Annotated in this window: 18 protein-coding genes and 2 tRNA genes; 7 read left to right on the top strand and 13 right to left on the bottom strand. The window is 38.8% G+C overall.

The window, feature by feature from the left end; genetic code table 11:
• Nucleotides 1-2: 2 nt before the first annotated feature.
• Nucleotides 3-605, bottom strand: a complete 603-nt coding sequence (gene recR / locus HMPREF3279_RS06880) for a recombination mediator RecR (protein WP_005696838.1) — start codon at nt 603-605, stop codon at nt 3-5.
• 61 nt (nt 606-666) lie between these two features.
• Nucleotides 667-996 carry a YbaB/EbfC family nucleoid-associated protein gene (locus HMPREF3279_RS06875; RefSeq protein WP_005696839.1) on the bottom strand — a complete coding sequence of 110 codons (330 nt, stop codon included), beginning with the start codon at nt 994-996 and terminating at the stop codon, nt 667-669.
• Nucleotides 997-1,131: 135 nt separating this feature from the next.
• Here HMPREF3279_RS06875 and HMPREF3279_RS06870 point away from each other — a divergent pair, with 135 nt between their 5' ends.
• Entirely contained in the window at nt 1,132-2,223 is a 1,092-nt protein-coding gene (locus HMPREF3279_RS06870) for a metallophosphoesterase (protein WP_070868648.1), read from the top strand.
• Nucleotides 2,224-2,268: 45 nt separating this feature from the next.
• On the opposite strand, the gene HMPREF3279_RS06865 is transcribed toward HMPREF3279_RS06870, so the two are convergent.
• The 7 genes from HMPREF3279_RS06865 to mutY all read right to left on the bottom strand — a co-directional run bounded on the left by HMPREF3279_RS06865 (nt 2,269) and on the right by mutY (nt 8,051).
• On the bottom strand, nt 2,269-3,639 hold the full coding sequence (locus HMPREF3279_RS06865) for an L-serine ammonia-lyase (RefSeq protein WP_049373211.1): 1,371 nt from the start codon (nt 3,637-3,639) through the stop codon (nt 2,269-2,271).
• A 35-nt stretch (nt 3,640-3,674) separates the two neighbouring features.
• Nucleotides 3,675-4,913, bottom strand: a complete 1,239-nt coding sequence (locus HMPREF3279_RS06860) for an HAAAP family serine/threonine permease (protein ID WP_070868646.1) — start codon at nt 4,911-4,913, stop codon at nt 3,675-3,677.
• 283 nt (nt 4,914-5,196) lie between these two features.
• Nucleotides 5,197-5,272, bottom strand: a tRNA-Asn gene (locus HMPREF3279_RS06855).
• A gap of 2 nt (nt 5,273-5,274) precedes the next feature.
• Nucleotides 5,275-5,350, bottom strand: a tRNA-Phe gene (locus HMPREF3279_RS06850).
• Between the two features lie 228 nt (nt 5,351-5,578).
• Complete coding sequence (mltC, locus tag HMPREF3279_RS06845) at nt 5,579-6,658, bottom strand: membrane-bound lytic murein transglycosylase MltC (RefSeq protein ID WP_005696844.1); 1,080 nt, start codon at nt 6,656-6,658, stop codon at nt 5,579-5,581.
• 9 nt (nt 6,659-6,667) lie between these two features.
• Nucleotides 6,668-6,940, bottom strand: a complete 273-nt coding sequence (locus HMPREF3279_RS06840) for an oxidative damage protection protein (protein WP_049365232.1) — start codon at nt 6,938-6,940, stop codon at nt 6,668-6,670.
• Nucleotides 6,933-8,051, bottom strand: a complete 1,119-nt coding sequence (gene mutY, locus HMPREF3279_RS06835) for an A/G-specific adenine glycosylase (protein ID WP_070868644.1) — start codon at nt 8,049-8,051, stop codon at nt 6,933-6,935. The genes HMPREF3279_RS06840 and mutY overlap by 8 nt, the downstream gene beginning before the upstream one ends.
• A gap of 192 nt (nt 8,052-8,243) precedes the next feature.
• On the opposite strand from mutY, the gene rpmE reads away from it, so the two are divergent.
• Nucleotides 8,244-8,456: a 50S ribosomal protein L31 gene (gene rpmE / locus HMPREF3279_RS06830; protein ID WP_005696847.1), complete on the top strand. Its 213-nt coding sequence runs from the start codon at nt 8,244-8,246 to the stop codon at nt 8,454-8,456.
• A gap of 132 nt (nt 8,457-8,588) precedes the next feature.
• Here the strand turns inward: rpmE and HMPREF3279_RS06825 are convergent, their stop codons facing one another.
• The gene (locus HMPREF3279_RS06825) at nt 8,589-10,844 is read right to left on the bottom strand and encodes a FepA family TonB-dependent siderophore receptor (RefSeq protein WP_070868642.1); all 2,256 of its coding nucleotides are present in this window, start codon (nt 10,842-10,844) and stop codon (nt 8,589-8,591) included.
• A gap of 241 nt (nt 10,845-11,085) precedes the next feature.
• Between HMPREF3279_RS06825 and HMPREF3279_RS06820 the strand changes: the two genes are divergently transcribed.
• The 3 genes from HMPREF3279_RS06820 to HMPREF3279_RS06810 all read left to right on the top strand — a co-directional run bounded on the left by HMPREF3279_RS06820 (nt 11,086) and on the right by HMPREF3279_RS06810 (nt 14,170).
• Nucleotides 11,086-11,793: a 7-cyano-7-deazaguanine/7-aminomethyl-7-deazaguanine transporter gene (locus HMPREF3279_RS06820; protein ID WP_049368827.1), complete on the top strand. Its 708-nt coding sequence runs from the start codon at nt 11,086-11,088 to the stop codon at nt 11,791-11,793.
• Nucleotides 11,794-11,807: 14 nt separating this feature from the next.
• Nucleotides 11,808-13,124: an MFS transporter gene (locus tag HMPREF3279_RS06815; RefSeq protein ID WP_070868640.1), complete on the top strand. Its 1,317-nt coding sequence runs from the start codon at nt 11,808-11,810 to the stop codon at nt 13,122-13,124.
• A gap of 218 nt (nt 13,125-13,342) precedes the next feature.
• Nucleotides 13,343-14,170, top strand: a complete 828-nt coding sequence (locus HMPREF3279_RS06810) for a class II glutamine amidotransferase (protein WP_070868638.1) — start codon at nt 13,343-13,345, stop codon at nt 14,168-14,170.
• A gap of 68 nt (nt 14,171-14,238) precedes the next feature.
• On the opposite strand, the gene gorA is transcribed toward HMPREF3279_RS06810, so the two are convergent.
• Nucleotides 14,239-15,609 carry a glutathione-disulfide reductase gene (gene gorA, locus HMPREF3279_RS06805; RefSeq protein WP_070868636.1) on the bottom strand — a complete coding sequence of 457 codons (1,371 nt, stop codon included), beginning with the start codon at nt 15,607-15,609 and terminating at the stop codon, nt 14,239-14,241.
• Between the two features lie 217 nt (nt 15,610-15,826).
• Here gorA and HMPREF3279_RS06800 point away from each other — a divergent pair, with 217 nt between their 5' ends.
• Nucleotides 15,827-16,954 (top strand): glycosyltransferase, encoded by a 1,128-nt coding sequence (locus HMPREF3279_RS06800; protein WP_070868634.1) that lies wholly within the window; start codon nt 15,827-15,829, stop codon nt 16,952-16,954.
• A gap of 34 nt (nt 16,955-16,988) precedes the next feature.
• A complete protein-coding gene (locus HMPREF3279_RS06795; RefSeq protein WP_070868632.1) occupies nt 16,989-17,963 on the top strand; it encodes a glycosyltransferase family 2 protein in 975 nt (324 codons plus the stop codon).
• A 31-nt stretch (nt 17,964-17,994) separates the two neighbouring features.
• Here HMPREF3279_RS06795 and HMPREF3279_RS06790 read toward each other — a convergent pair whose 3' ends face one another.
• Entirely contained in the window at nt 17,995-18,822 is an 828-nt protein-coding gene (locus HMPREF3279_RS06790; protein ID WP_070868630.1) for a glycosyltransferase family 8 protein, read from the bottom strand.
• A 155-nt stretch (nt 18,823-18,977) separates the two neighbouring features.
• On the bottom strand, nt 18,978-20,768 hold a 1,791-nt coding region (locus tag HMPREF3279_RS06785), incomplete at its 5' end, for a YadA family autotransporter adhesin (RefSeq protein ID WP_180365033.1).

The following is a 20,768-nucleotide window of genomic DNA, read 5'->3' as shown; positions in this document are numbered from 1 at the left end:
GATTAGTCGATCTGACGACGACCTAAGAAAGAATGGGTTAAGGTGGTGCCGTCCACGGTTTCTAATTCACCACCGACAGGGATCCCATGGGCAATACGGCTTACTTTAATATTATGTTGATGGCAAATTTCAGCAATATAATTGGCTGTGGCATCGCCTTCCACCGTTGGATTGGTCGCTAAAATCACTTCGTGGAAAGATTCTTCGACCAGACGTTTTTGCAATAAATCTAAACCAATTTCTTTCGGACCAATACCATCTAAAGGCGATAAGTGTCCCATTAAGACGAAATAACGTCCAGAAAACTGGCCGGTTTGCTCAATAGCCTGAATATCCGCCGGCATTTCCACCACGCAAAGCAAACCTGAATTTTGACGGCGAGGATTGTTACAAATATTGCACGTTTCCTCTTCGGTAAAATCACGACACTGTGAACAATGCCCAATTTTAGACATTGCTTCCGTTAATGCACGTGCTAAATTCATCCCACCGCTACGATTGCGCTGTAAGAGATGATAAGCCATGCGCTGCGCTGATTTCGGGCCAACACCCGGCAAGCAACGAAGGTTTTCAATAAGATGTTCTAAAAGTGGACTGCTTTGCATAATATTTATGATGGGAGAAAATGAATGGTGTGTGAACGTGTAAATTCACACACCCGATGAATTAAAATGGAAGTTTCATTCCTGGAGGTAATGGCATGCCTGCGGTTACAGACGCCATTTTTTCTTTTTGTAATTCTTCTGCACGACGGACTGCATCGTTGAATGCGGCAGCAATTAAATCTTCCAACATTTCTTTATCGTCTTCCATTAAAGAAGGATCGATCTCAATACGACGGCAGTTGTGCGCACCATTAATCGTGATTTTTACTAAACCTGCACCACTTTCGCCTGTTACTTCTAATTGGGCAATTTCTTCCTGCATTTTTTGCATTTTTTCTTGCATTTGTTGGGCTTGTTTCATCAAGCCGCCTAAACCGCCTTTTCCAAACATTGGATTTTCCTTCTTAAATTAACTAAAACGAGCCGCATTTTAGCGAAAAAATTTGCCTTTGGGAACAGAGAAATTTATTATTCCATACTTCAAAACTTGGTCAAAAACGACCGCACTTTTATTTAGGAATTGCAGATGGAAACTCGTTATTACTTTATATTTACGGCAGCTATTATTTTGTTACAACTGCTGATTTATATTTTTAATAAAACACTGATTTGGTGGCTTAACAAACCTTTCTCCCCAAAGACAAGACGAGCAATTACCTTTGTCAGCTTTTTGCTTCCTAATGTCTTGGTTATTTGCCATTTTTTAAAGCTTTTTACGGTGTTTCGACTTATAGCTTTAATGCTCGCGCTACTCCTTTTTTCAGCCTTTGCAAGTATTGCTGTAGGATGTGTTCATTTTCTTTTCCGAAAATCAAAATCCATCACAAAAATCGACCGCACTTTACGCATTGCTTACCCGATTTTATTTATTGGTATCACTGCCTTAAGTGTGTATAACGCCTATGTCACACGTGTTATTCATTATGAAATTACGCTAGATAAACCGATAAAACCATTGCGAATTGGCATGGCAAGCGATCTCCATTTAGGTAAATTATTTGGCGGGAAAGAATTGGATAAACTGGCTGAGATTATGCAGCAAGAAAAGGTGGATATCATTTTATTGCCTGGCGATATTATGGATGATAACGTCAACGCTTATTTAGCCGAAAAAATGCAACCCCATTTAGCGAAACTCAAGGCCCCAATGGGCGTTTATGCCACACTAGGCAATCATGACTTATTCGGTGACCAAGATCGAATTGATCGAGAAATTCGCAAAGCTGGTATTACGGTATTAAGAGATGAAACATTAACATTAAATAATGAATTGGTACTGATTGGACGAAATGACAATCTTGCTCACGATAGACCAAGTACCGAGACGTTATTAAAACAAGTGAATACTGATTTGCCGATTATTCTCTTGGATCACCGACCAACAGATATCGAAAAACATGCGTCACTCCCGCTTGATATCCAAGTTTCAGGGCATGCACATAAAGGGCAAGTATTCCCGGCCAGTTTAATCACAAAAATGATATATCGTTTGGATTATGGTCATGAAAAAATTGGCAATCCACATGTTTTTGTCACTTCTGGTTACGGCTTTTGGGGCATCCCAATGCGCTTAGGATCTCAATCAGAAGTAGTAATTATTGATGTGAAAGGAAGATAAAAAAGAGCGGTCAAAAATGACCGCTCTTTTATTATCAATGACATCTTAAGAACACACCACTTTCACCGCTAAACCACCTTTCGATGTTTCGCGATATTTAGCATTCATGTCTTTACCTGTTTCATACATGGTTTCAATCACTTTATCCAAGGTTACGCGAGGATTAGTGGTTCGGCGTAATGCCATACGGCTAGCGTTAATCGCTTTCACCGAAGCAATCGCGTTACGTTCAATACAAGGTACTTGCACTTGGCCACCAACCGGGTCGCAAGTTAAGCCCAAGTTATGTTCCATCGCAATTTCAGCTGCGATACACACTTGTACTGGTGTACCACCTAAGATCTCAGTTAAACCTGCGGCAGCCATTGAACATGCAACCCCCACTTCACCTTGGCAACCGACCTCTGCCCCCGAAATAGATGCATTCATCTTATAAAGGGAACCAATCATACCGGCAGCCAATAAGTAGCGCTCAATGACTTCTGGTGTTAAAGGTGCGACAAATTTTTCATAATAAGAAAGCACTGCTGGCACAATACCGCATGCGCCATTAGTTGGTGCAGTCACAACTCGACCACCTGCCGCATTCTCTTCATTTACTGCAAGGGCAAACATATTCACCCAGTCGATCACATACATTGGGTCATGGGCTAAACGGCCGCTATTTGCCTCCAAGAGACGATAAAGTGATGGCGCACGACGGGCGACTTTTAATGGCCCTGGTAACACCCCTTCTGTTTTAATACCATGTTCAATACAATCTTTCATGGTTTTCCAAACATTCTGTAAATGTGCTTCAACCTCTTTTTTATCACGCAATGCTAATTCATTTTTCATCATCACCGTAGAGAGCATTAAGCCACTCTCCTGACAATGTTTCAAAATATCTTCAGCATGTTGATAAGGATATGGCACAGTCACCGGATTTTCTTCCTCTTGACCAAAATGCGCTTCATCTACAATAAATCCACCACCGATAGAGTAATAGGTTTGACGGTAAAGCACGTTACGATCAGCATCTAATGCAGTAATGGTCATACCGTTTTCATGCAATGATAAAAAGGAATTATGGAATACCATATTGGCATCCCAATCGAAATTAACCGTTTTTTTGCCCTGTGCAATCGACAGTTTTTTAGTTTGTTTAACCTGTTCGATAAATGTTGGGATTAAATCAATATCCACATCATGCGGTAGATAACCGGCTAATCCCATGATGATCGCAATATCTGTATTATGACCATGTCCCGTCATGGAGAGAGAGCCATATACATCAACGTGCAAGGTTGCAACGGCATCAAATTTACCTTGCTCGATTAAATCGTCAATAAACTGCTTGCCTGCTTTCATCGGGCCGACAGTATGGGAGCTAGATGGCCCAACTCCCACTTTAAACATATCAAATACACTAATCATATTATTTTAAATCCTAAGCTAAACTAAAAAGCCGCTTATAATAATCCATATACGACCGCGGAGATAGCAATTAATCCCATAACTGTAACAAATACATTGCTAAAACGACCTTGATAGCGTTTCATTGCTGGAACATTGCGAATCGCATACATAGGCATAATGAAAAGGATCATCGCAATAATTGGGCCGCCAAGGGATTCAATCAAACCTAAAATACTTGGATTAATGATTGCCACACCCCATAAAGTCAATAAGAAGAAAACTGCAGTACCGTAATTTAATTTTTTACGATTCACGCTTTCACCTTTCATTTTGAGGTATAAGCCTTCTAAACCTTCACGTGCGCCTAAATAATGGCCAAAGAATGAGCTTGTAATCGCGAAGAAAGCCACTAATGGTGCAAAATAAGAAATGTATGGGTTATCAAATTTGTTAGCAAGATAAGACAAGATACTAATATTTTGTGCTTTTGCTTCTAATAACTCTGCTGGTGTTAAAGTTAATACACAGCTAAATACAAAGAACATCACGAAGAACAGTAATACAGTTGAAGTTCCTTTTTCTGTGCGACCGATGTGATATTCCGTTGTATTAAAATCTTTATATTCACGTTGTTGAGAAAGCGTGAAAGAGGAAATTGCCGGAGAATGGTTAAAAGAGAAAACCAATACTGGGATGGTTAACCACAATGTCGTGATGAAGCCACCAGCAGTAGGAAGCTCATAAAGCATTGAAGCATTCCATTGCGGAATGAGATAAATTGATAAAGCCAAGAGAATCAACACCAATGGATAAACGAGTAATTCGGTGATTTTCAACATCACTTTTTCACTGAACAACATGACTGAAATCAATATCGCAATTAATACAAAAGAAAGAATCACACGGTTTGGTGAAGCCATGCCTAATTGGTTGACGATAAAAGAATCAACCGTATTGGTGATCCCGTTTCCATAAATCAACAAAATTGGGAAAATCGCAAAGAAATATAATAAGGTAATTAATTTCCCTGCGGTCGGGCCGAAATGTTCTTCAACTACTTCGGTAATATCACTGCCTGGCTTAGAAGAAGACAAGACGAAATAAGCCAAGCCACGATGTGCAAAATATGTCATCGGTCCGACTAAAATCGCCATCACAACCAAAGGCCAAAAACCGCCCATCCCTGCATTGATTGGTAAAAATAATACCCCTGCGCCCACCGCAGTTCCAAATAAGTTTAATACCCAAGCTGTATCAAATTTATTCCATTTTTTATTAGTTGTAGTGTCCATACATTACCCTCTAAAGTTTAATTATAAAATCTTTATCCAATGAATATTCATTCATTAAATTAATGGTGGCATTATGATAAGGTTATAGGCTGATTGCAAAGTGAAAAATAATAAAGTGTGATCTTGCTAACAATTTTATGTGACTTTTTTACATAAATATTTATCTAGATCAAAAAAGTGCGGTGAGAAATTTGAGCAAATTTTAAAGAGAGGAAAACAACAGAATAATGCTGAATTCAAAAAAGCAAAAGCCGCTAAATTGCTTTAGCGGCTTCTTAGAATTTGGCTCCTCCTGCGGGACTCGAACCTGCGACATATGGATTAACAGTCCACCGTTCTACCGACTGAACTAAGGAGGAAATGGTGCCTCGAGGCGGAATCGAACCACCGACACGGGGATTTTCAATCCCCTGCTCTACCGACTGAGCTATCGAGGCGTTATCGTTATTGGCTACTGCCTGACAACGGAGCGTATTAAACTATTTTTTCGGGTATCGGTCAACAATTAAATTCAAAAAAAGTAAAAAAGTTGGTGTGTTTGAGTGGTTAATAACCAAAACGACTATAAAAAGAACGTATTTTGTAAAACTCAATCAAAAATAACCGCACTTTCTCAAAAAATAATGCCCGAAAATTCTTTCGGGCATTGTATTTCATCGTAGAAATTATCGTCTTACGCGGAATTTCTTCTGTGCTGCATCCACTTTCAACAAGTAGTTTCTTGCTTGTGAGGATGGGTGTGCAGTCGTTAAGATACGATACACTTGTTCTGGATACATCTGGTTGATCTTATAGATCGCCTCATCTTTATCCTCATCGAACACGCGTAATACTGCACCAGCACCACTATTATAAGCAGAAATCATTGCAAAACGTTTAGAGGTAGGGTTCGTGATACCATCTAAATATTGATTTTGCAGAATCCATAAGTAAGAGACACCCGCATCAATGTTATTTGCAGGATCATAAAGGTAACGTGCAGATGGTTGTCCACCTTTACCTTTCATCGCAAACACATCGCGACCTGCTGTGCTTGGTACCACTTGCATTAAGCCGATTGCATTCGCATAACTGATCGCATACGGGTTGAAGCTGGATTCTGTTTGCATAATACCTAAAATCAAGCTTTCATCAATACCATAGCGTTCTGCGGCTTTACGGACTAATGGAATATATTTTTGTGCACGCACTTCAACGTGGTTTGCAATCATTGAGATCACCACAAATTGCACGGTGTTACCATTTTGTAAGCGACGAGTTTGTAATTTATTTTGGATTAAATAAGTCGCAAAGTTACTTGCAATCACTTGGTTAGCAATTTGCTGACCATTGTTATCCACGACCTGTCCTAATAAGAAAGGACGCGTACTAATCGGTACATCGCCAGAAGCAAATAAGTCGATCCCTTTCGCATCGGAACCCATCAATAAAGTATGGACAATCGCATTGTGTAAGCGATTAAGATCTTGTTGAGTTTCAACAATAATTGTACCTTCGTCAAAGCTTACGTGGCTACGCGTATAGAAAGAGTCCGTGTATTTCACGTAGTCTTTACGACTCGCCACTAAAAGCTCATTTACCCCCCAAATACGATCGATATTATGGGAGAATTGACCAGTTAAAATATCTAAACCTTGCGTGTCTTTTGAAAACACTTCGTCATAATTAATGCCACGTCGATGGGTTGGCGAGTCGCTACAAGCATATAAAAGTGGAAGTAGCGCCAATAATAAATACTTTTTCATAATCTTTTGTTATTTAGATGGGGGAACGTAACCTTCAATATGCACATCTTTGCCTTCAAATAAGAAATTCACCATTTCTTCTTCTAATAATTTACGATGTTCGGCATTCATCATATTGAGTTTTTTCTCGTTCACTAACATGGTTTGCTTTTTGATCCATTCACCCCATGCTTGTTTACTAATTGAATTAAAAATACGTTTACCTAATTCACCGGGATACAGTTGAAAATCCAATCCTTCCGCATCTTGTTTCAAATATTCGCAAAAAACAGTTCTAGCCATAATAATTCCTTACAAATTGCGTTAATAAATTTTTCACAGGCTGAGCTAACCCGATCTGTTCTGGTGACGTTGGATCATACCAATATTTGACCGCACTTAATAGACCAGATCGAGATTCTTTTCCTTTTTCTGACAATTTTTTCCAATCTGAACGATCGTCCTCTTCAGATTTTCGATCAACTTCAACATAAATAGGATGAATGTCTAAGTGAAAATGGCTAAACGTATGACGGAAAGTTACCCATTCTTGATACTCGGTAATCCCTTGCTCTTTCAGATAATTCAATAATGTTTGTTTATCATCAAACTGAGGGAAACAATACAATCCGCCCCATAACCCTTTGCTCTCACGCTGTTCCAACCAGACTTTTCCTTGATAAGATAAAATCAAAAAATAGCTCCGCTTTTCTGGCAACGATTTTTGGGGTTTCTTTCCAGGGAATTCAGTCCACTTTTCGAGTTTATTAGCTAAACAATCGTTACTTAAAGGACACAAATCGCATTTAGGTTTTGTACGAGTACAAATCGCCGAACCGATGTCCATCATCGCTTGATTAAATTCAGCGACTCTCGTGGTTGGTGTAACCTGTTCACTCAACTGCCATAATTGATTTTCGACTTTCTTTTCGCCAGGCCAACCCTCAACAGCAAAATAACGAGAAAGAACGCGTTTTACATTACCATCTAAAATTGGATAAGGTTGATTTTGTACGGAAGATAAAATTGCGCCAGCCGTCGATCGCCCCACGCCTGTTAATGCCCAAACTTGCTCAAATTGCGTTGGAAATTCGCCTTGATATTCATCTCTGATGGTTTGAGCGGCTTTATGCAAATTTCTCGCACGGGCGTAATAACCTAGTCCCGTCCATAAATGCAATACTTCATCTTGCGACGCATTAGCAAGTGCGGTCACATTAGGAAAGGTTTTAATAAATCGCTCAAAATAAGGGATGACTGTGGAAACTTGAGTTTGTTGTAACATCACTTCGGAAAGCCAAACACCATAAAGGGTTTTATTTTGTTGCCAAGGCAAATTTTTACGCCCAAACTTTTCATACCATTGTAAAACAGAATGGGCAAAAGGGGCATTCACAGAGGATTGGGCTAACATAACTTTCCTAAAGTGCGGTCAAAATAAGCAAAAATTTTGTGATGATTCTATCACTAAAGCACACCTCTTGATCAATTTGATTTTTTCAGTATAATTCGCAGTCTATTTGGTGCCGGATTGTCGGCGATTATTAACTCACGCGGTGTAAGTGGAAAGCATTTATAGCGGCGTGGCTTCAATTTGAGGTTTTCTATGAAACAAGGTATTCATCCAGAATATAAAGAGATCACTGCAACTTGTTCTTGCGGTAACGTGATCAAAACTCGTTCAACTTTAGGCAAAGACATCAACCTTGATGTGTGCGGTAGCTGCCACCCATTCTACACTGGTAAACAACGTGTTGTTGATACTGGTGGTCGTGTTGAACGCTTTAACAGCCGTTTCAAAATCCCAGGTACAAAATAATTTGAATCTGTGTGAAGAACCCTGCCTATGCAGGGTTTTTTATTATCTGAAATTCACCATTTTCAAAATTCAATCAATAAAAAAGTGCGGTCAAAATCGACCGCACTTTTTCTATCATTTCTAAATACTCAATTAAAATGAATATTTAACTGTTGCATAATAAGCACGACCAGGTTCGTTATAAGTATGGGCATTGTAATTTGTACTGCTTGATGAGCGATAAATGCGTTTATCAAATAAATTACTTACGCCGACACGAATGCTGATTGTATCTTTCCAATTATAACCCGCACTTAATCCCCAAACTGCATAGCCACCAATATCTTCTGAGCCAGCAAGTTGATTAACGTACGTGTTGTTACCATTTTCCATACGGTTTTCCGGATTTTTACGGGATTTTTGTTTACCGTATTGCGTATAAGTCAACATTGCATCCAAACTATCGGTAATTTTATAACTTAAGCTTGAGTTCAAGGTATATTTCGGCACGATAGAAAGCGGGTTACCTGTATCTTTATTTTTGGTTTTATGCATATAAGTGAAGTTATTCACCCAGTTTAATTTATCTTGGATTAATGGTAATGTCAGATTACCTTCAAAACCTTCAATCACTGCGCGGTTTGCATTACCCCATTTATACACATAGTTACCTAAGTTAGTTAAACCGATAAATTCACCATCAGACACGATTTTGTTACGATAGTCATTACGGAAGTAAGCCACAGAAGCAAGAAGCCCGTCTTTATCATATTCAATTCCGATTTCTTTATTCCAACTGGTTTCTGGTTTAATGTCGCTATTACCTTGGAAATAACAAGTTTTATTATTTGGTACATTCGTTGGACAACCTTGACCTAAGGTAAACAACAAGTAATTCGGGTTAGTTTGATAAAGATTCGGTGCTTTATAAGCTCTTGCTATCCCACCTTTGATTCTCCAATCATCGTTGAGGCTTTGTAAGAAGTTTAATCCACCACTTACGTTAGAACCTGAATAAGTGTTGTAATCATAACGCAAAGATGGCGTTAGGATGGTAGATTGGGTTGCTGAAATATTATCTTCTACAAACACAGCCCATTCAGTTTGGCTGCTATGTCCACCACGAATATTTGTAATACCAGTTGGCATGGTTTCTTTCAAATCATAAACTACCTTACGTGTTTTTTTGTCTCGTCGTCCGCCAAGCGGCTGTGCCATAGAAGAATCATCATCTAAACTGCTATGCACACCTTCAAAACCGATTGTCAGCATATGATCTACCCCAAAAGTAAATGGGATATAGAATTCTGAACTAAAACGCGTATTTTTAAGAATGGAATCGGTAAAAGCTGATGTGCTCGAATAACTACCCTCTGGACCACCCGCTAAATTTTCTGGTAAACGGCTGTTTTTAGTTTTATCAAAAGTAATATAGGTTTTATTGTCAAAATGATCGAATTTACCTTCATAGGTTAAAGCATAGTTCTGACGATATAAACGAGCGGTTTCCGCTTTGCTTGCAGCTAAAGTTTTAGTTTCAGGATAATCTTTACTATTATAAAGCATTGCTGAGCTATTTTGTGTATCACCGTTATAAATATTACCTTGACGGCTGAAACCAGAATCCAAGGTTAATTTATTTTTCTCATTGATATTCCACACTAAACGGCCATTAATATCTTTATTACGTACACCTTCACGACCGGCAATCGCAGGATCGCCATTAATACCGACTTCATCCGCTTGTGTTTTGTTCCAGTTACCATATAAACGGAATTGCAATACATCTTTAATTAACGCACCGCTTAGATTAAAACCGACACGGTTAGTTGCGCCTTCATCACTGTCTTCAGGTTGGTTGGTGTAATAGCTTAAGCTACCGTGTAAATCATTGGTAACAGGTTTAGTGATGATATTCACCACCCCACCCATTGCACCTGAACCATAACGTGCTGCTGAAGGACCACGTAATACTTCAATTTTTTCAATCGCTTCAACCGGCACCCAGTTACTGTCACCACGAGAATTACGTTCACCACGCACACCATAACGTTCTGCATTACGAGATGTGACTGGTTTACCATCCACTAAAATCAATGTATTTTCTGGTCCCATACCACGAATATCAATTTGACGTTTATTACCACGTTGTCCAGTGGATGAGTTACCCGTCAAATTCACACCTGGCATAGTACGTAATACTTCAGAAATATCATTTGTCGCAGGGCGTTTTTCTAAATCTTTTGCTGTCACAAGAGAAGAACCAAGCGATTGCTTTACCTGATCTTCCGCAGTAACTTTAATTTCCTCAAGTTTCTCTTCTGCATGAGAATAGTTTGAAAAAAGTGCGATTGTTAACGCACTAAATGCGAAGAATGATGTTGTTTTTAAATGATTGGATTTATACATTGAAATGCTCTCCTGGCATATGTGGAATAAATAATGCCCGAGAATTCTAGTACAATATAATTTTAGTGTAAATAACAATTCTTATCATTTTTATTGAATTTAAATAAAATACCTAAATTTTTGACCGCACTTTCTTGCAATCCCAATAAATTCTAGTATTATTCACGGCTCGCCAATTTGGCGGATTTATTTCTCATGTCGGGTTCCCTACCCCCGATTAACCAACTAAAAAGGTCTTAAAATGAAAATTAATACTCCGATCTTCAATGATCAACAAAAACGTTTTGCTTTAATTTTATTAAGCTTATTTCACATCTTCATCATCACAGCCAGTAACTATTTCGTTCAAATTCCATTTGAAATCAATTTAAAATTGACCGCACTTGGTTTTGCTGATGATTTCTCCTTCCACAGCACATGGGGCACACTCACTTTCCCATTCATCTTCTTAGCCACCGATTTAACGGTACGTGTATTTGGGGCGAAAGAAGCACGTTGGATCATCTTTATCGTGATGATTCCAGCGCTTATCGTGAGTTATATTGTTTCAGTTGTTTTCTCTAATGGACAATATCAAGGTTTAGGTGCATTAAGTGAATTCAATATGTTTGTTTTCCGTATTGCATTCGCCAGCTTCTGTGCTTATGTTTTCGGACAATTATTAGATGTGTTAGTATTCAACCGCCTACGCCAACTAAAAACTTGGTGGATTGCCCCGAGCAGCTCCATGACATTTGGCTCTCTTGCCGACACTTTCATGTTCTTTGGCGTAGCATTCTATCAAAGTAGCGATCCATTCATGGCTGAACATTGGTTTAGTCTTGGATTCGTCGATTACTTATTTAAATTATTTGTCGGCATCGTCTTGTTTGTTCCCGCTTATGGCGTGGTACTCAGCATGATTTTGCGTAAACTTCAATCTCTCGCAAGCTCTCGCCAGTTTGCTTAACTTAAGGAAATAAAATGACTGAAACCCTTTCTCTTAGAGCTAAAATAGAACAAAGCCCAATGGGGGCTTATCAATGGATGATTGTGGTGATGGCTGCTATCATGAATTTACTTGATGGCTTTGATGTATTAGCCCTAGCCTTCACTGCAACAGCTATTCGTGGCGAATTTGGTCTCACGGGGATTGAGTTGGGTTATTTATTAAGTGCCGGCTTGTTTGGTATGACTGCCGGCTCACTTTTCCTTGCACCACTTGCGGATAAAATTGGTCGCCGCCCATTGTTATTAATGGCAGTATCGCTATCAGCTATCGGTATGTTAGGCTCGGCGTTTATCTCACAATATCAATGGCTCGGTTTCTGGCGCGTTATCACCGGGCTTGGTGTCGGCGGTATTTTAGTGGGCACAAACGTGATCACAAGTGAATATTCTTCTCGTAAATGGCGTAGCTTTGCGATTAGTGTCTATGCAGCAGGATTTGGTATCGGTGCGGTATTAGGCGGGATGTTCGCCGTGATGTTGCAAGGTGAATATGGCTGGCGTTCTGTGTTTCTCGCGGGTGCTATCTTAACCGGTTTACTTTTAGTTGTGCTATTTATTTGGTTACCGGAATCCATTGATTTCCTCACCTCTAAACAACCTAAAAATGCAGAAATGCGGTTAAATTTAATCGCCCAAAAAATTGGTTTAGCCGGTGATTGGAAACTTCCTGCAAAAGTAGAAAAAGTTAAAACTAAATTACCTATTAGCCAATTATTCAGCGAAAAATACTTACATTCTACCCTTTTAATTTGGACGGCGTTCTTTGCGATCATGTTTAGCTTCTATTTTATCAGCTCATGGACACCAGCCTTATTAAAAGAAGCGGGCATGACGACAGAACAAAGTGTGAGTGTAGGGATGATGATTTCATTAGGGGGCACTTGCGGCGCCTTAATCTATGGTTTACTGGCTAGCCGTTGGACGGCACGTGGCGTGTTAATTTTATTCACCATCTTATCTTCTGCTGCAATCATTACCTTTATCTTATCCTCGTCCGTTTTATGGATTGCGATGGTATTCGGTATTTTAGTTGGTGCACTCATGAATGGCTGTATCAGCGGTCTTTATACCTTAAACCCACTGACTTATGATGCCGATATTCGTAGCACCGGTGTGGGCTGGTCGATTGGTATCGGTCGTATTGGTGCAATTCTTGCTCCAACGATTGCCGGCCAATTATTAGATATGGGCTGGGACAAACAGAGTTTATATGTTGGCGTTGGCTTTGTGATGTTGATCTCAACCGTTGTACTCTTTTTCTTAAAAAGCCGCTCAGAAATTAAAGCGTAATCTAAAAAATATAGCAAAAGGCGTGATAAACACGCCTTTTTTATTGACTGAATAAAGTGCTCATCCCGAACCTTCAGATCAGAAAGATTCTCAGGTTATTTTATGTAACATTTTCTTCTAAAAATCCTTTGCTATCCATCTTGAATTTCAACGCATTATGGTGTTAAATCGGCACATATTATAAGGGTATAAAATTATAAAAATAAGTGTAGGAATTTATGTGTCAATTACTCGGAATGAACTGTAATACACCGACGGATATTGTCTTTTCTTTTGAAGGTTTCCGTCGTCGTGCTGGTCTTACCGACTGCCATTCAGATGGCTTCGGTATCGCTTTTTTTGAAGGTCGTGGTGTACGTATTTTTCGCGATAACCATGCAGCCTCTCAATCTCCTATTGCGGATTGTGTAAAACAATACAAAATTAAATCGCTCAATGTGATTGCTCACATTCGTAAGGCAACGCAAGGTGGTGTCACCATTGAAAACACTCATCCCTTTATTCGTGAAATTTGGGGACAAAACTGGGTGTTTGCTCACAACGGTAATTTAAAAGATGTGCCAGATATGTCCGAGAGTTTCTGCCAACCCATTGGCTCAACGGATTCAGAAGCAGCCTTTTGTTATATGGCGGAATATTTGAAAAATCGTTTCCGTCGTAAACCGTCTGAAATGGAAATTTTTGAAGCTATCCAAGACATTACCAAAGATCTCTCACAAAAAGGCACCTTTAACTTCATTCTTTCAAACGGAGAATGGATGATTGCCCACTGCTCAACCAATTTGCATTACTTAACACGTAAAGCTCCTTTTGGTAAAGCACACCGTATTGATGATGATGGTGTCATCGATTTTAATGATTACGCAAAAGATGGCGACAAAGTCACCATTATTACGACGTTCCCTCTCACCAAAGATGAACCTTGGGTTAAAATGGAACATGGCGGTTTCGTATTCTTCAAAGAAGGAGACAAAATTGCTGAGGTCGTCGGTGTGGCTAAAGAAATGGAAGATGATGGTACATTAGGCAATCGTGCAGCAGCCTAATAACAAATCACAATAAAAAGTGCGGTCAAAAATATCAGAGATTTTGACCGCACTTTCTTTATCTGCAATTAACGCATTGTGACAAATTCTTCAGAACCTGTTGGGTGAATTGCCACCGTATTATCAAAGTCTGCTTTAGTTGCTCCCATTTTGATTGCCACCGCAAAACCTTGAATCATTTCATCCACACCAAAACCAATGCCGTGTAAGCCTACGATTTTTTCTTCTTTGCCGACACACACTAATTTCATTCGGCAAGGTTGACGATGTTCAGTAACCGCGGTGTACATTGCGGTGAAAGAGGATTTATACACTTTCACATTTTCTTCGCCATATTGCTCAATCGCTTGCGGTTCAGTTAAACCCACCGTACCAATTGGTGGATGGCTAAACACAACCGTTGGCACAAGGTTGTAATCCAAATGTTCATTCGGTTTGTTATTGAATAAACGCTCAGACAAACGACGACCTGCTGCCACAGCAACTGGTGTTAATTCAATACCACCTTCGATAATATCACCCACAGCATAAATGCCAGGTACGTTTGTATTTTGGTATTTATCGACAATAATTTGTCCGCGTGAATTCATTTTCACGCCTGTTACTTCAAGATTAATCACATCCGTTGCCGGTTCACGACCAATCGCCCAAATTAAGGTATCCACTGTAGTTTCACGGCCATCTTGTAATTTCAAGGTAAGCGAACCATCAGCATTTTTCACGACTTCTTCAGGCAATGCTTTAGTATGTAATTGGATACCATCTTGTGCTAACACTTCAACTAAGGTTTCGACAATCAATGGATCTTGATTACGCAATGGGGCATGCTGACGCACAAATAAATGGGTTTCGCTGCCTAAGCTATTTAAAACACCCGCTAATTCAACTGCAATATAACCTGCACCTACTACTGCGACACGTTTTGGTAACTCATTTAAAGCAAATACACCATTTGAATCAATCCCGTATTCTGCGCCTTTTACCGCAGGAATACTCGGACGCCCTCCCGTCGCAATTAAGATATGATCGGCAGTCACTAATTCTGTTGAACCATCTGTATAGCTCACTTCAATCGTTTTTGCATCTTTAAAACGCGCAAAACCATTTAGAACATCCACATTATTTTTCGCTAATACATTATTGTAAGACGTATGAATACGACTGATGTAAGCTTGACGACTTTCAACTAATTTCGCGTAATCAAACTTTTTCACTTCTACATCAAAACCATAAGCAGGTGCATAACTGTTAATGGCTTCTGCAATTTGTGCACCATAGAACATCACTTTTTTCGGTACACAACCTACGTTCACACAAGTGCCACCGAGATGTTTTGCTTCAATAATTGCACATTTTTTACCATAGCTTGCCGCACGGTTAATTGAAGCAATCCCGCCTGAACCGCCACCGATCGCAATATAATCATAATGTTTAGTCATTTTCATTATCCTTTTTTACTCATTGGAATTTTGCTCTATTGTGCCTAAAACTGAACGAGAAAGCTATAAATTGATGTGATTGGAATTGTCTATATGCGAGGAAAAAGTGCGGTCATTTTTCGCATAATTTTCAGCAAGCAAAATGTATTTTCGCTATAATGCCCTACCATAAAAAATAAATTTACAACTTCACAAGTATTTCCCGAAACGTATAAAAATGACGCAAAGAACTGATAAAAAAACAATCTGTTTAAATATGATTGTTAAAAATGAATCCGCTATCATCCGAGATACATTAGAGAACATTATTTCTCATGTTCCATTAGATTATTATGTCATTAGTGATACAGGATCCAATGACAATACCGCAGACATTATCAAACAATTCTTTGATGAAAAAGGCATTCAAGGCGAAATTCACCACGATGAATGGGTTAACTTTGCCCATAACCGTAACTGTGCATTACAACATGCACAAGGAAAAACAGATTATGTATTAATCTTTGATGCCGATGATCGTTTTGAAGGGGAATTTGTGTTGCCTGAAGAACTGACTTGCGATCGTTATTATCTGCGCATGGCAAATAGCATTACAGGTTCAAATGTTTACTTCCGAGTACTCATGTTTCGTAATGATGGTTCATTCTATTGGCGTGGCGTATTACATGAATTCATTGAACAACGTAAAACGACTATCACTGAGCAAAAAATATTCGGCGATTACTATGTCATTAGTGGTCGTTTTGGGGCACGTAGCAACAACCCACAAAAATATTTCCAAGATGCTCAAGTGTTAGAAAAAGCCTTCAATTCACCTGAAGATGAAGATCTTAAAGATCGCTATGCGTTTTATACCGCACAATCTTATCGTGATGCAGATATGTATGAAAAAGCCATTGAATGGTATGCAATTCGAGCGAATCTCGGTGGATGGTCTGAAGAAGTCTATTATTCATTCCTTCAAATCGCTTTATTAAAAATCGAATTAAATGCTTCACTCAATGAGATACAAAATTTATTGCTATCCACTTATGAATATCGCCCACAACGTGCGGAAAGTCTTTATCATTTAGCGCGCCTACTACGCCACAACAATAAAGCCAGACTGGCTTATATTTATGCAACTGTAGCGGCAAACATTCCTCTAAGTAAAGATATTCTTTTTGTGGATCACGCTGTTTATGAATGGAAAGCGAAAGAGGAACTAGCGATGAGTGCCAATTCGGTGGGCAATTATCAACTTTGCCATGATCTTTGCGTCGAATTATTATTTAATCCAGCCGTACCAGAACAAAACAGAAAACTATTACTAGACAATTTGAAGTTAGCAAAAGAGCATCTTTAAAAATATTAGGCGTTCAATATAAGATAAATAAGAGATGAGTAAAAAACGAGTTGGCTTAAGCATGGTGCGTAATGAAAGTGATGTTATTGAAACTTTTATTCGACACAATTTAACCTTATTAGATGAACTTCATATTGTTGACCACAATAGCAGTGACAATACGCGTGAAATTCTCACTCTTCTTAAGCAAGAGGGACTACCAATTCATATCTATCATTACAATGAACTTGAATTTGCTCCTGAACGCGTATTAAATCATATGATGCAGCATATTCTCAATAATGATGCTAACATTGATTATATTTTTCCACTTGATGCTGATGAATTTATTTATTGCCCTTCCCGTGAGAAATTGAATGCTTTTCTTACTCTTATTCCTCAAAATCGTGTAGGCATGTACACCTGGCGAGGCTATCTACCGCACTCCACCGAATATGACCCTGATTTTATTTTTCATTTTACCGACCAACGGAAAGAAGAAATTCTCACCCCCAAAGTCATTATTCCACGAGCGATTGCAGAAACCTGTACATTGACTATAGGTAGCCATTCCGTACGAGATAAAGAGGGCAAAGAAGTTCAAAGTATCGTATTTATTGGTTCAAATAACCAACAATTCTATTATTGGTTCATTAATCGATTCAATGCAGAATTCATTGAAACGGATGATTTATGGTTGGGACACTACCCTATTCGCTCAACAGTTCAGCAGATTAAAAAAGTCTTGGAAAAATCTATCACGATGGTGATGGAGAAAAAGGGATATCGTGATTCCGCTTGGGAAAATCAGTTACGTGATTTACTCGCCCATAATCTGGACATCTCCCTTGATGAGCTCCGCCTAATTGCCTATAACTATCGCGCATCTGATGAGAAACAAATACAGGTTGCTCGTCAACAACCTCTACGCTCCACAAAGTTTGCATTGAAATATCAACATCTAATAAATAATGATCCACTGCCTATACTCGCAAAACTCATTCTCGACCTTGCTGAGAAATTGCGCTAGTGATTAAGAATTAAGATCACACTATAAAATTTTATTTGATCGCGTTAGTAAGATAAGACCAATCTAAATGGCGGAAAAACCAATATTTTTCACGCTCAAATAATGTTGGGTTATGATTATCCCACGGCTTATGTTTTGCTGCATAATGGATAATAAGAGGTGGAACATTGAGATTAACTTGAGTAATACCATGCTCCCGTTTAATTTTTTCAATATATTGCACCTGAGCATTTTCAGTAAAACTATAATATTTTGCTTTTTCTCGTAAAACAATATTTAAAATACACTGATCCCCATATAATACTTGGTCGCCATATTCTTCAACAGTTTGTAATAAGGTATCGACTAAACCTTCATTGCGCCATGTAACACAATCAATCAGTAGAACGCCGCTATTGAAATATTTTTTGGAAACGGATGCATCTAAATAAGGAAATGGAAAGTTTTCACCCATTCCATAATCTTTCACAACGCCTACGGGAGCACCATTAAGATCACTATAATAAAAATCAGATAATGAGCCATTCACTATAATATCTGCATCTAAATACAAGACACGTGCTTGATTAATCAATTTTGGGATCAAAAGACGATAATAGCTACTCGACGAAGAAATATGTTCCAACGTTTTATAATCTTTAAAAATATCGTCAGAAATATGAATAGAAAATAAATTATTTCCCATTTTCTCTAATTTGCATTGAATCCCTTCAAACCATTCTTGTGGAATATCATTATGCAAGACATAAAAATTGACGTTCTTATTATAGTAACAAATTGACTTTATCAACGTTTCTAAATGCGGGGTATATTTTGCATCAATCGCAAATGCAATATTGATTTGTTCTGAAGTCGTCATTTAGGTTACATATCCTTAAGCTTGTCTAATTAATCACAAAATTATTTTTGAGAAATGTTATTGAGTGCTCATTCTATCCCATTTCATCCTTAATTTGGTACAAATAAAAAACCCAGCCGAAGCTGGGTTTTTATCTATCTTAATGGAAAGTTAAATTACCATTGGTAACCTACACCCACAGAGCCACCTACGTCTCCTTGGGTATTCGCGTTACCTTGAAGTTTGAAGATAACTTTACCATTGTCACTTGAGCGTGAGTAACCTACTGCTACAGCGCTTTCACCTTTGAAAGTACCTGCAGAAGCGGCAACCATTGATTTACCTGGGATGTAAACTTGTGGTAAACCTGCTGCTGCGTTAGCACCTGCGATACCGCCGCGAGCTTCTTTGCCCACTTTATTGATACGTTTATGTACATCACCAATTGATTGTTTCAATTGAGATACGTTAACCGCATCAGTATCTTTAGTACCCGCTTTCACGTTGTGAATTTGGTTACCACCCATATCAATGTTACCACCTTTGTTAACAGTTAAGTCATTTGTGGTTACGCTGTTATGGTCTACATCATTTGTTGTTGAAACAAGGATTTCACCACCATTTTGCTCAATTGCGATGTTTTTACCTGCAGTATAAGTAATTGTTTTACCGCTAGTAATTTTCGCTGTTGAGCTACCGCCTTTCTTAGCCACTTTGTTACCGCCATCTTTAGTTGCAACATTAAAGTTGGTTGCACCATTAGCGACTAATTGGCCTTTATTATTCACAGTGATGGTATCGTTATCAACGTTAACATCAAGGTTCACAACAGATGTTTTACCATCTGAGTTCGCTTTAACTGTCACAGTACCTTTATCACTTGCAAAGTTCACGTTGTTGCCGTGTGTTACAGCATCAACCGGTTTACCATTTGCTTGTAAGTTCCAGCCTGAGTTCAATACATCACGAACTGTTGCAGCTTCTTTTTTCTTCTCATCAGTGATATTTAACACTTTGTCATCCACAACAGTTGTTGGGTTATCAATATGATGTGTTAAGTTAGTCACTACACCATTGTTAATTGTGGTGTCACCAGCTTTGAATGTTGGTGCTGAGATTGTACCTTTAGCAGTTACATTGTTTTTAACATCTACATTATCAACGTTCAAGTCTTTCGCTAATCCAACTGTAATAGTCTTCGTAGCAGTATCAACTTTAGTCATAATGTTTTGACCAGCATCAAACTTGTTCCAATCAGTATTAGCATCTGCACCTTTAACATTCACTTGTGTACCAAGTGCTGCTTTGTGTGCTTCTCCAGTGTTACCACCGAAGATTAAGCCATCATCCATGGTTGCAACTTCACGTTTGATTGTTTTACCGTTCTCATCTTTGAGAGGGTTACCATCTTTGTCTGTTGGTACGTAAATGATACGTTGGGTAGTTTCACCTGGTTTACCATCAGCACCAACTTCACGGTTTACAAGTGTTTGTTTACCGTTGTCTGTTGTGATGTTGATAGATGCACCGTCTTTACCGTCTTTACCTTTCGGTCCGGTTAAGCCGATTTGACCTACGCCGTCTTTACCAGAGATAGAAACTGCATCTTTGCCGTCTTTACCACTGATTCCAACTTTGCCGTCTGAACCATCTTTACCATCTTTAGCTTCAACAGGTGCTGTAATGGTTACACCATCTTTACCGTCTACACCATCTTTACCATTAACAACAACTTTATCTAAGTTGGTTACAGTGCTGTTTAAGGCAAATTCAACTTTCGCACCATCACTGTTGTTAGTTTGGTTAACAGTTAAGTTTTTACCTGCGGCCATATCAACGGTGTTAGTATGCTTAATAGTTTTCGCTGTATCTGCTGAGCCTTCAGTTGTGTTACCTGTAGATTTAATATCCCAAGTCATCACACCATCTTTACCGTTTTTACCATCTTTAACGATAGTCGTTGTGGT

This window comes from Haemophilus sp. HMSC71H05, assembly GCF_001838635.1.
Taxonomy (GTDB): domain Bacteria; phylum Pseudomonadota; class Gammaproteobacteria; order Enterobacterales; family Pasteurellaceae; genus Haemophilus_D; species Haemophilus_D parainfluenzae_R.
The sequence above is the reverse complement of the archived record's forward strand: the minus strand, read 5'-3'. Positions and strand labels throughout refer to the sequence as shown.

Bases quoted from the DNA above. Each gene is read 5' to 3' on its own strand.
- mltC (WP_005696844.1), bottom strand. From the start codon at position 6,658: ATGAAAAAGTATTTATTATTGGCGCTACTTCCACTTTTATATGCTTGT.
- HMPREF3279_RS06875 (WP_005696839.1), bottom strand. From the start codon at position 996: ATGTTTGGAAAAGGCGGTTTAGGCGGCTTGATGAAACAAGCCCAACAA.
- HMPREF3279_RS06870 (WP_070868648.1), top strand. From the start codon at position 1,132: ATGGAAACTCGTTATTACTTTATATTTACGGCAGCTATTATTTTGTTA.
- gorA (WP_070868636.1), bottom strand. From the start codon at position 15,609: ATGACTAAACATTATGATTATATTGCGATCGGTGGCGGTTCAGGCGGG.
- HMPREF3279_RS06860 (WP_070868646.1), bottom strand. From the start codon at position 4,913: ATGGACACTACAACTAATAAAAAATGGAATAAATTTGATACAGCTTGG.
- HMPREF3279_RS06790 (WP_070868630.1), bottom strand. From the start codon at position 18,822: ATGACGACTTCAGAACAAATCAATATTGCATTTGCGATTGATGCAAAA.
- HMPREF3279_RS06840 (WP_049365232.1), bottom strand. From the start codon at position 6,940: ATGGCTAGAACTGTTTTTTGCGAATATTTGAAACAAGATGCGGAAGGA.
- HMPREF3279_RS06865 (WP_049373211.1), bottom strand. From the start codon at position 3,639: ATGATTAGTGTATTTGATATGTTTAAAGTGGGAGTTGGGCCATCTAGC.
- HMPREF3279_RS06815 (WP_070868640.1), top strand. From the start codon at position 11,808: ATGACTGAAACCCTTTCTCTTAGAGCTAAAATAGAACAAAGCCCAATG.
- HMPREF3279_RS06795 (WP_070868632.1), top strand. From the start codon at position 16,989: ATGAGTAAAAAACGAGTTGGCTTAAGCATGGTGCGTAATGAAAGTGAT.
- HMPREF3279_RS06825 (WP_070868642.1), bottom strand. From the start codon at position 10,844: ATGTATAAATCCAATCATTTAAAAACAACATCATTCTTCGCATTTAGT.
- HMPREF3279_RS06810 (WP_070868638.1), top strand. From the start codon at position 13,343: ATGTGTCAATTACTCGGAATGAACTGTAATACACCGACGGATATTGTC.
- HMPREF3279_RS06820 (WP_049368827.1), top strand. From the start codon at position 11,086: ATGAAAATTAATACTCCGATCTTCAATGATCAACAAAAACGTTTTGCT.
- mutY (WP_070868644.1), bottom strand. From the start codon at position 8,051: ATGTTAGCCCAATCCTCTGTGAATGCCCCTTTTGCCCATTCTGTTTTA.
- recR (WP_005696838.1), bottom strand. From the start codon at position 605: ATGCAAAGCAGTCCACTTTTAGAACATCTTATTGAAAACCTTCGTTGC.
- rpmE (WP_005696847.1), top strand. From the start codon at position 8,244: ATGAAACAAGGTATTCATCCAGAATATAAAGAGATCACTGCAACTTGT.
- HMPREF3279_RS06800 (WP_070868634.1), top strand. From the start codon at position 15,827: ATGACGCAAAGAACTGATAAAAAAACAATCTGTTTAAATATGATTGTT.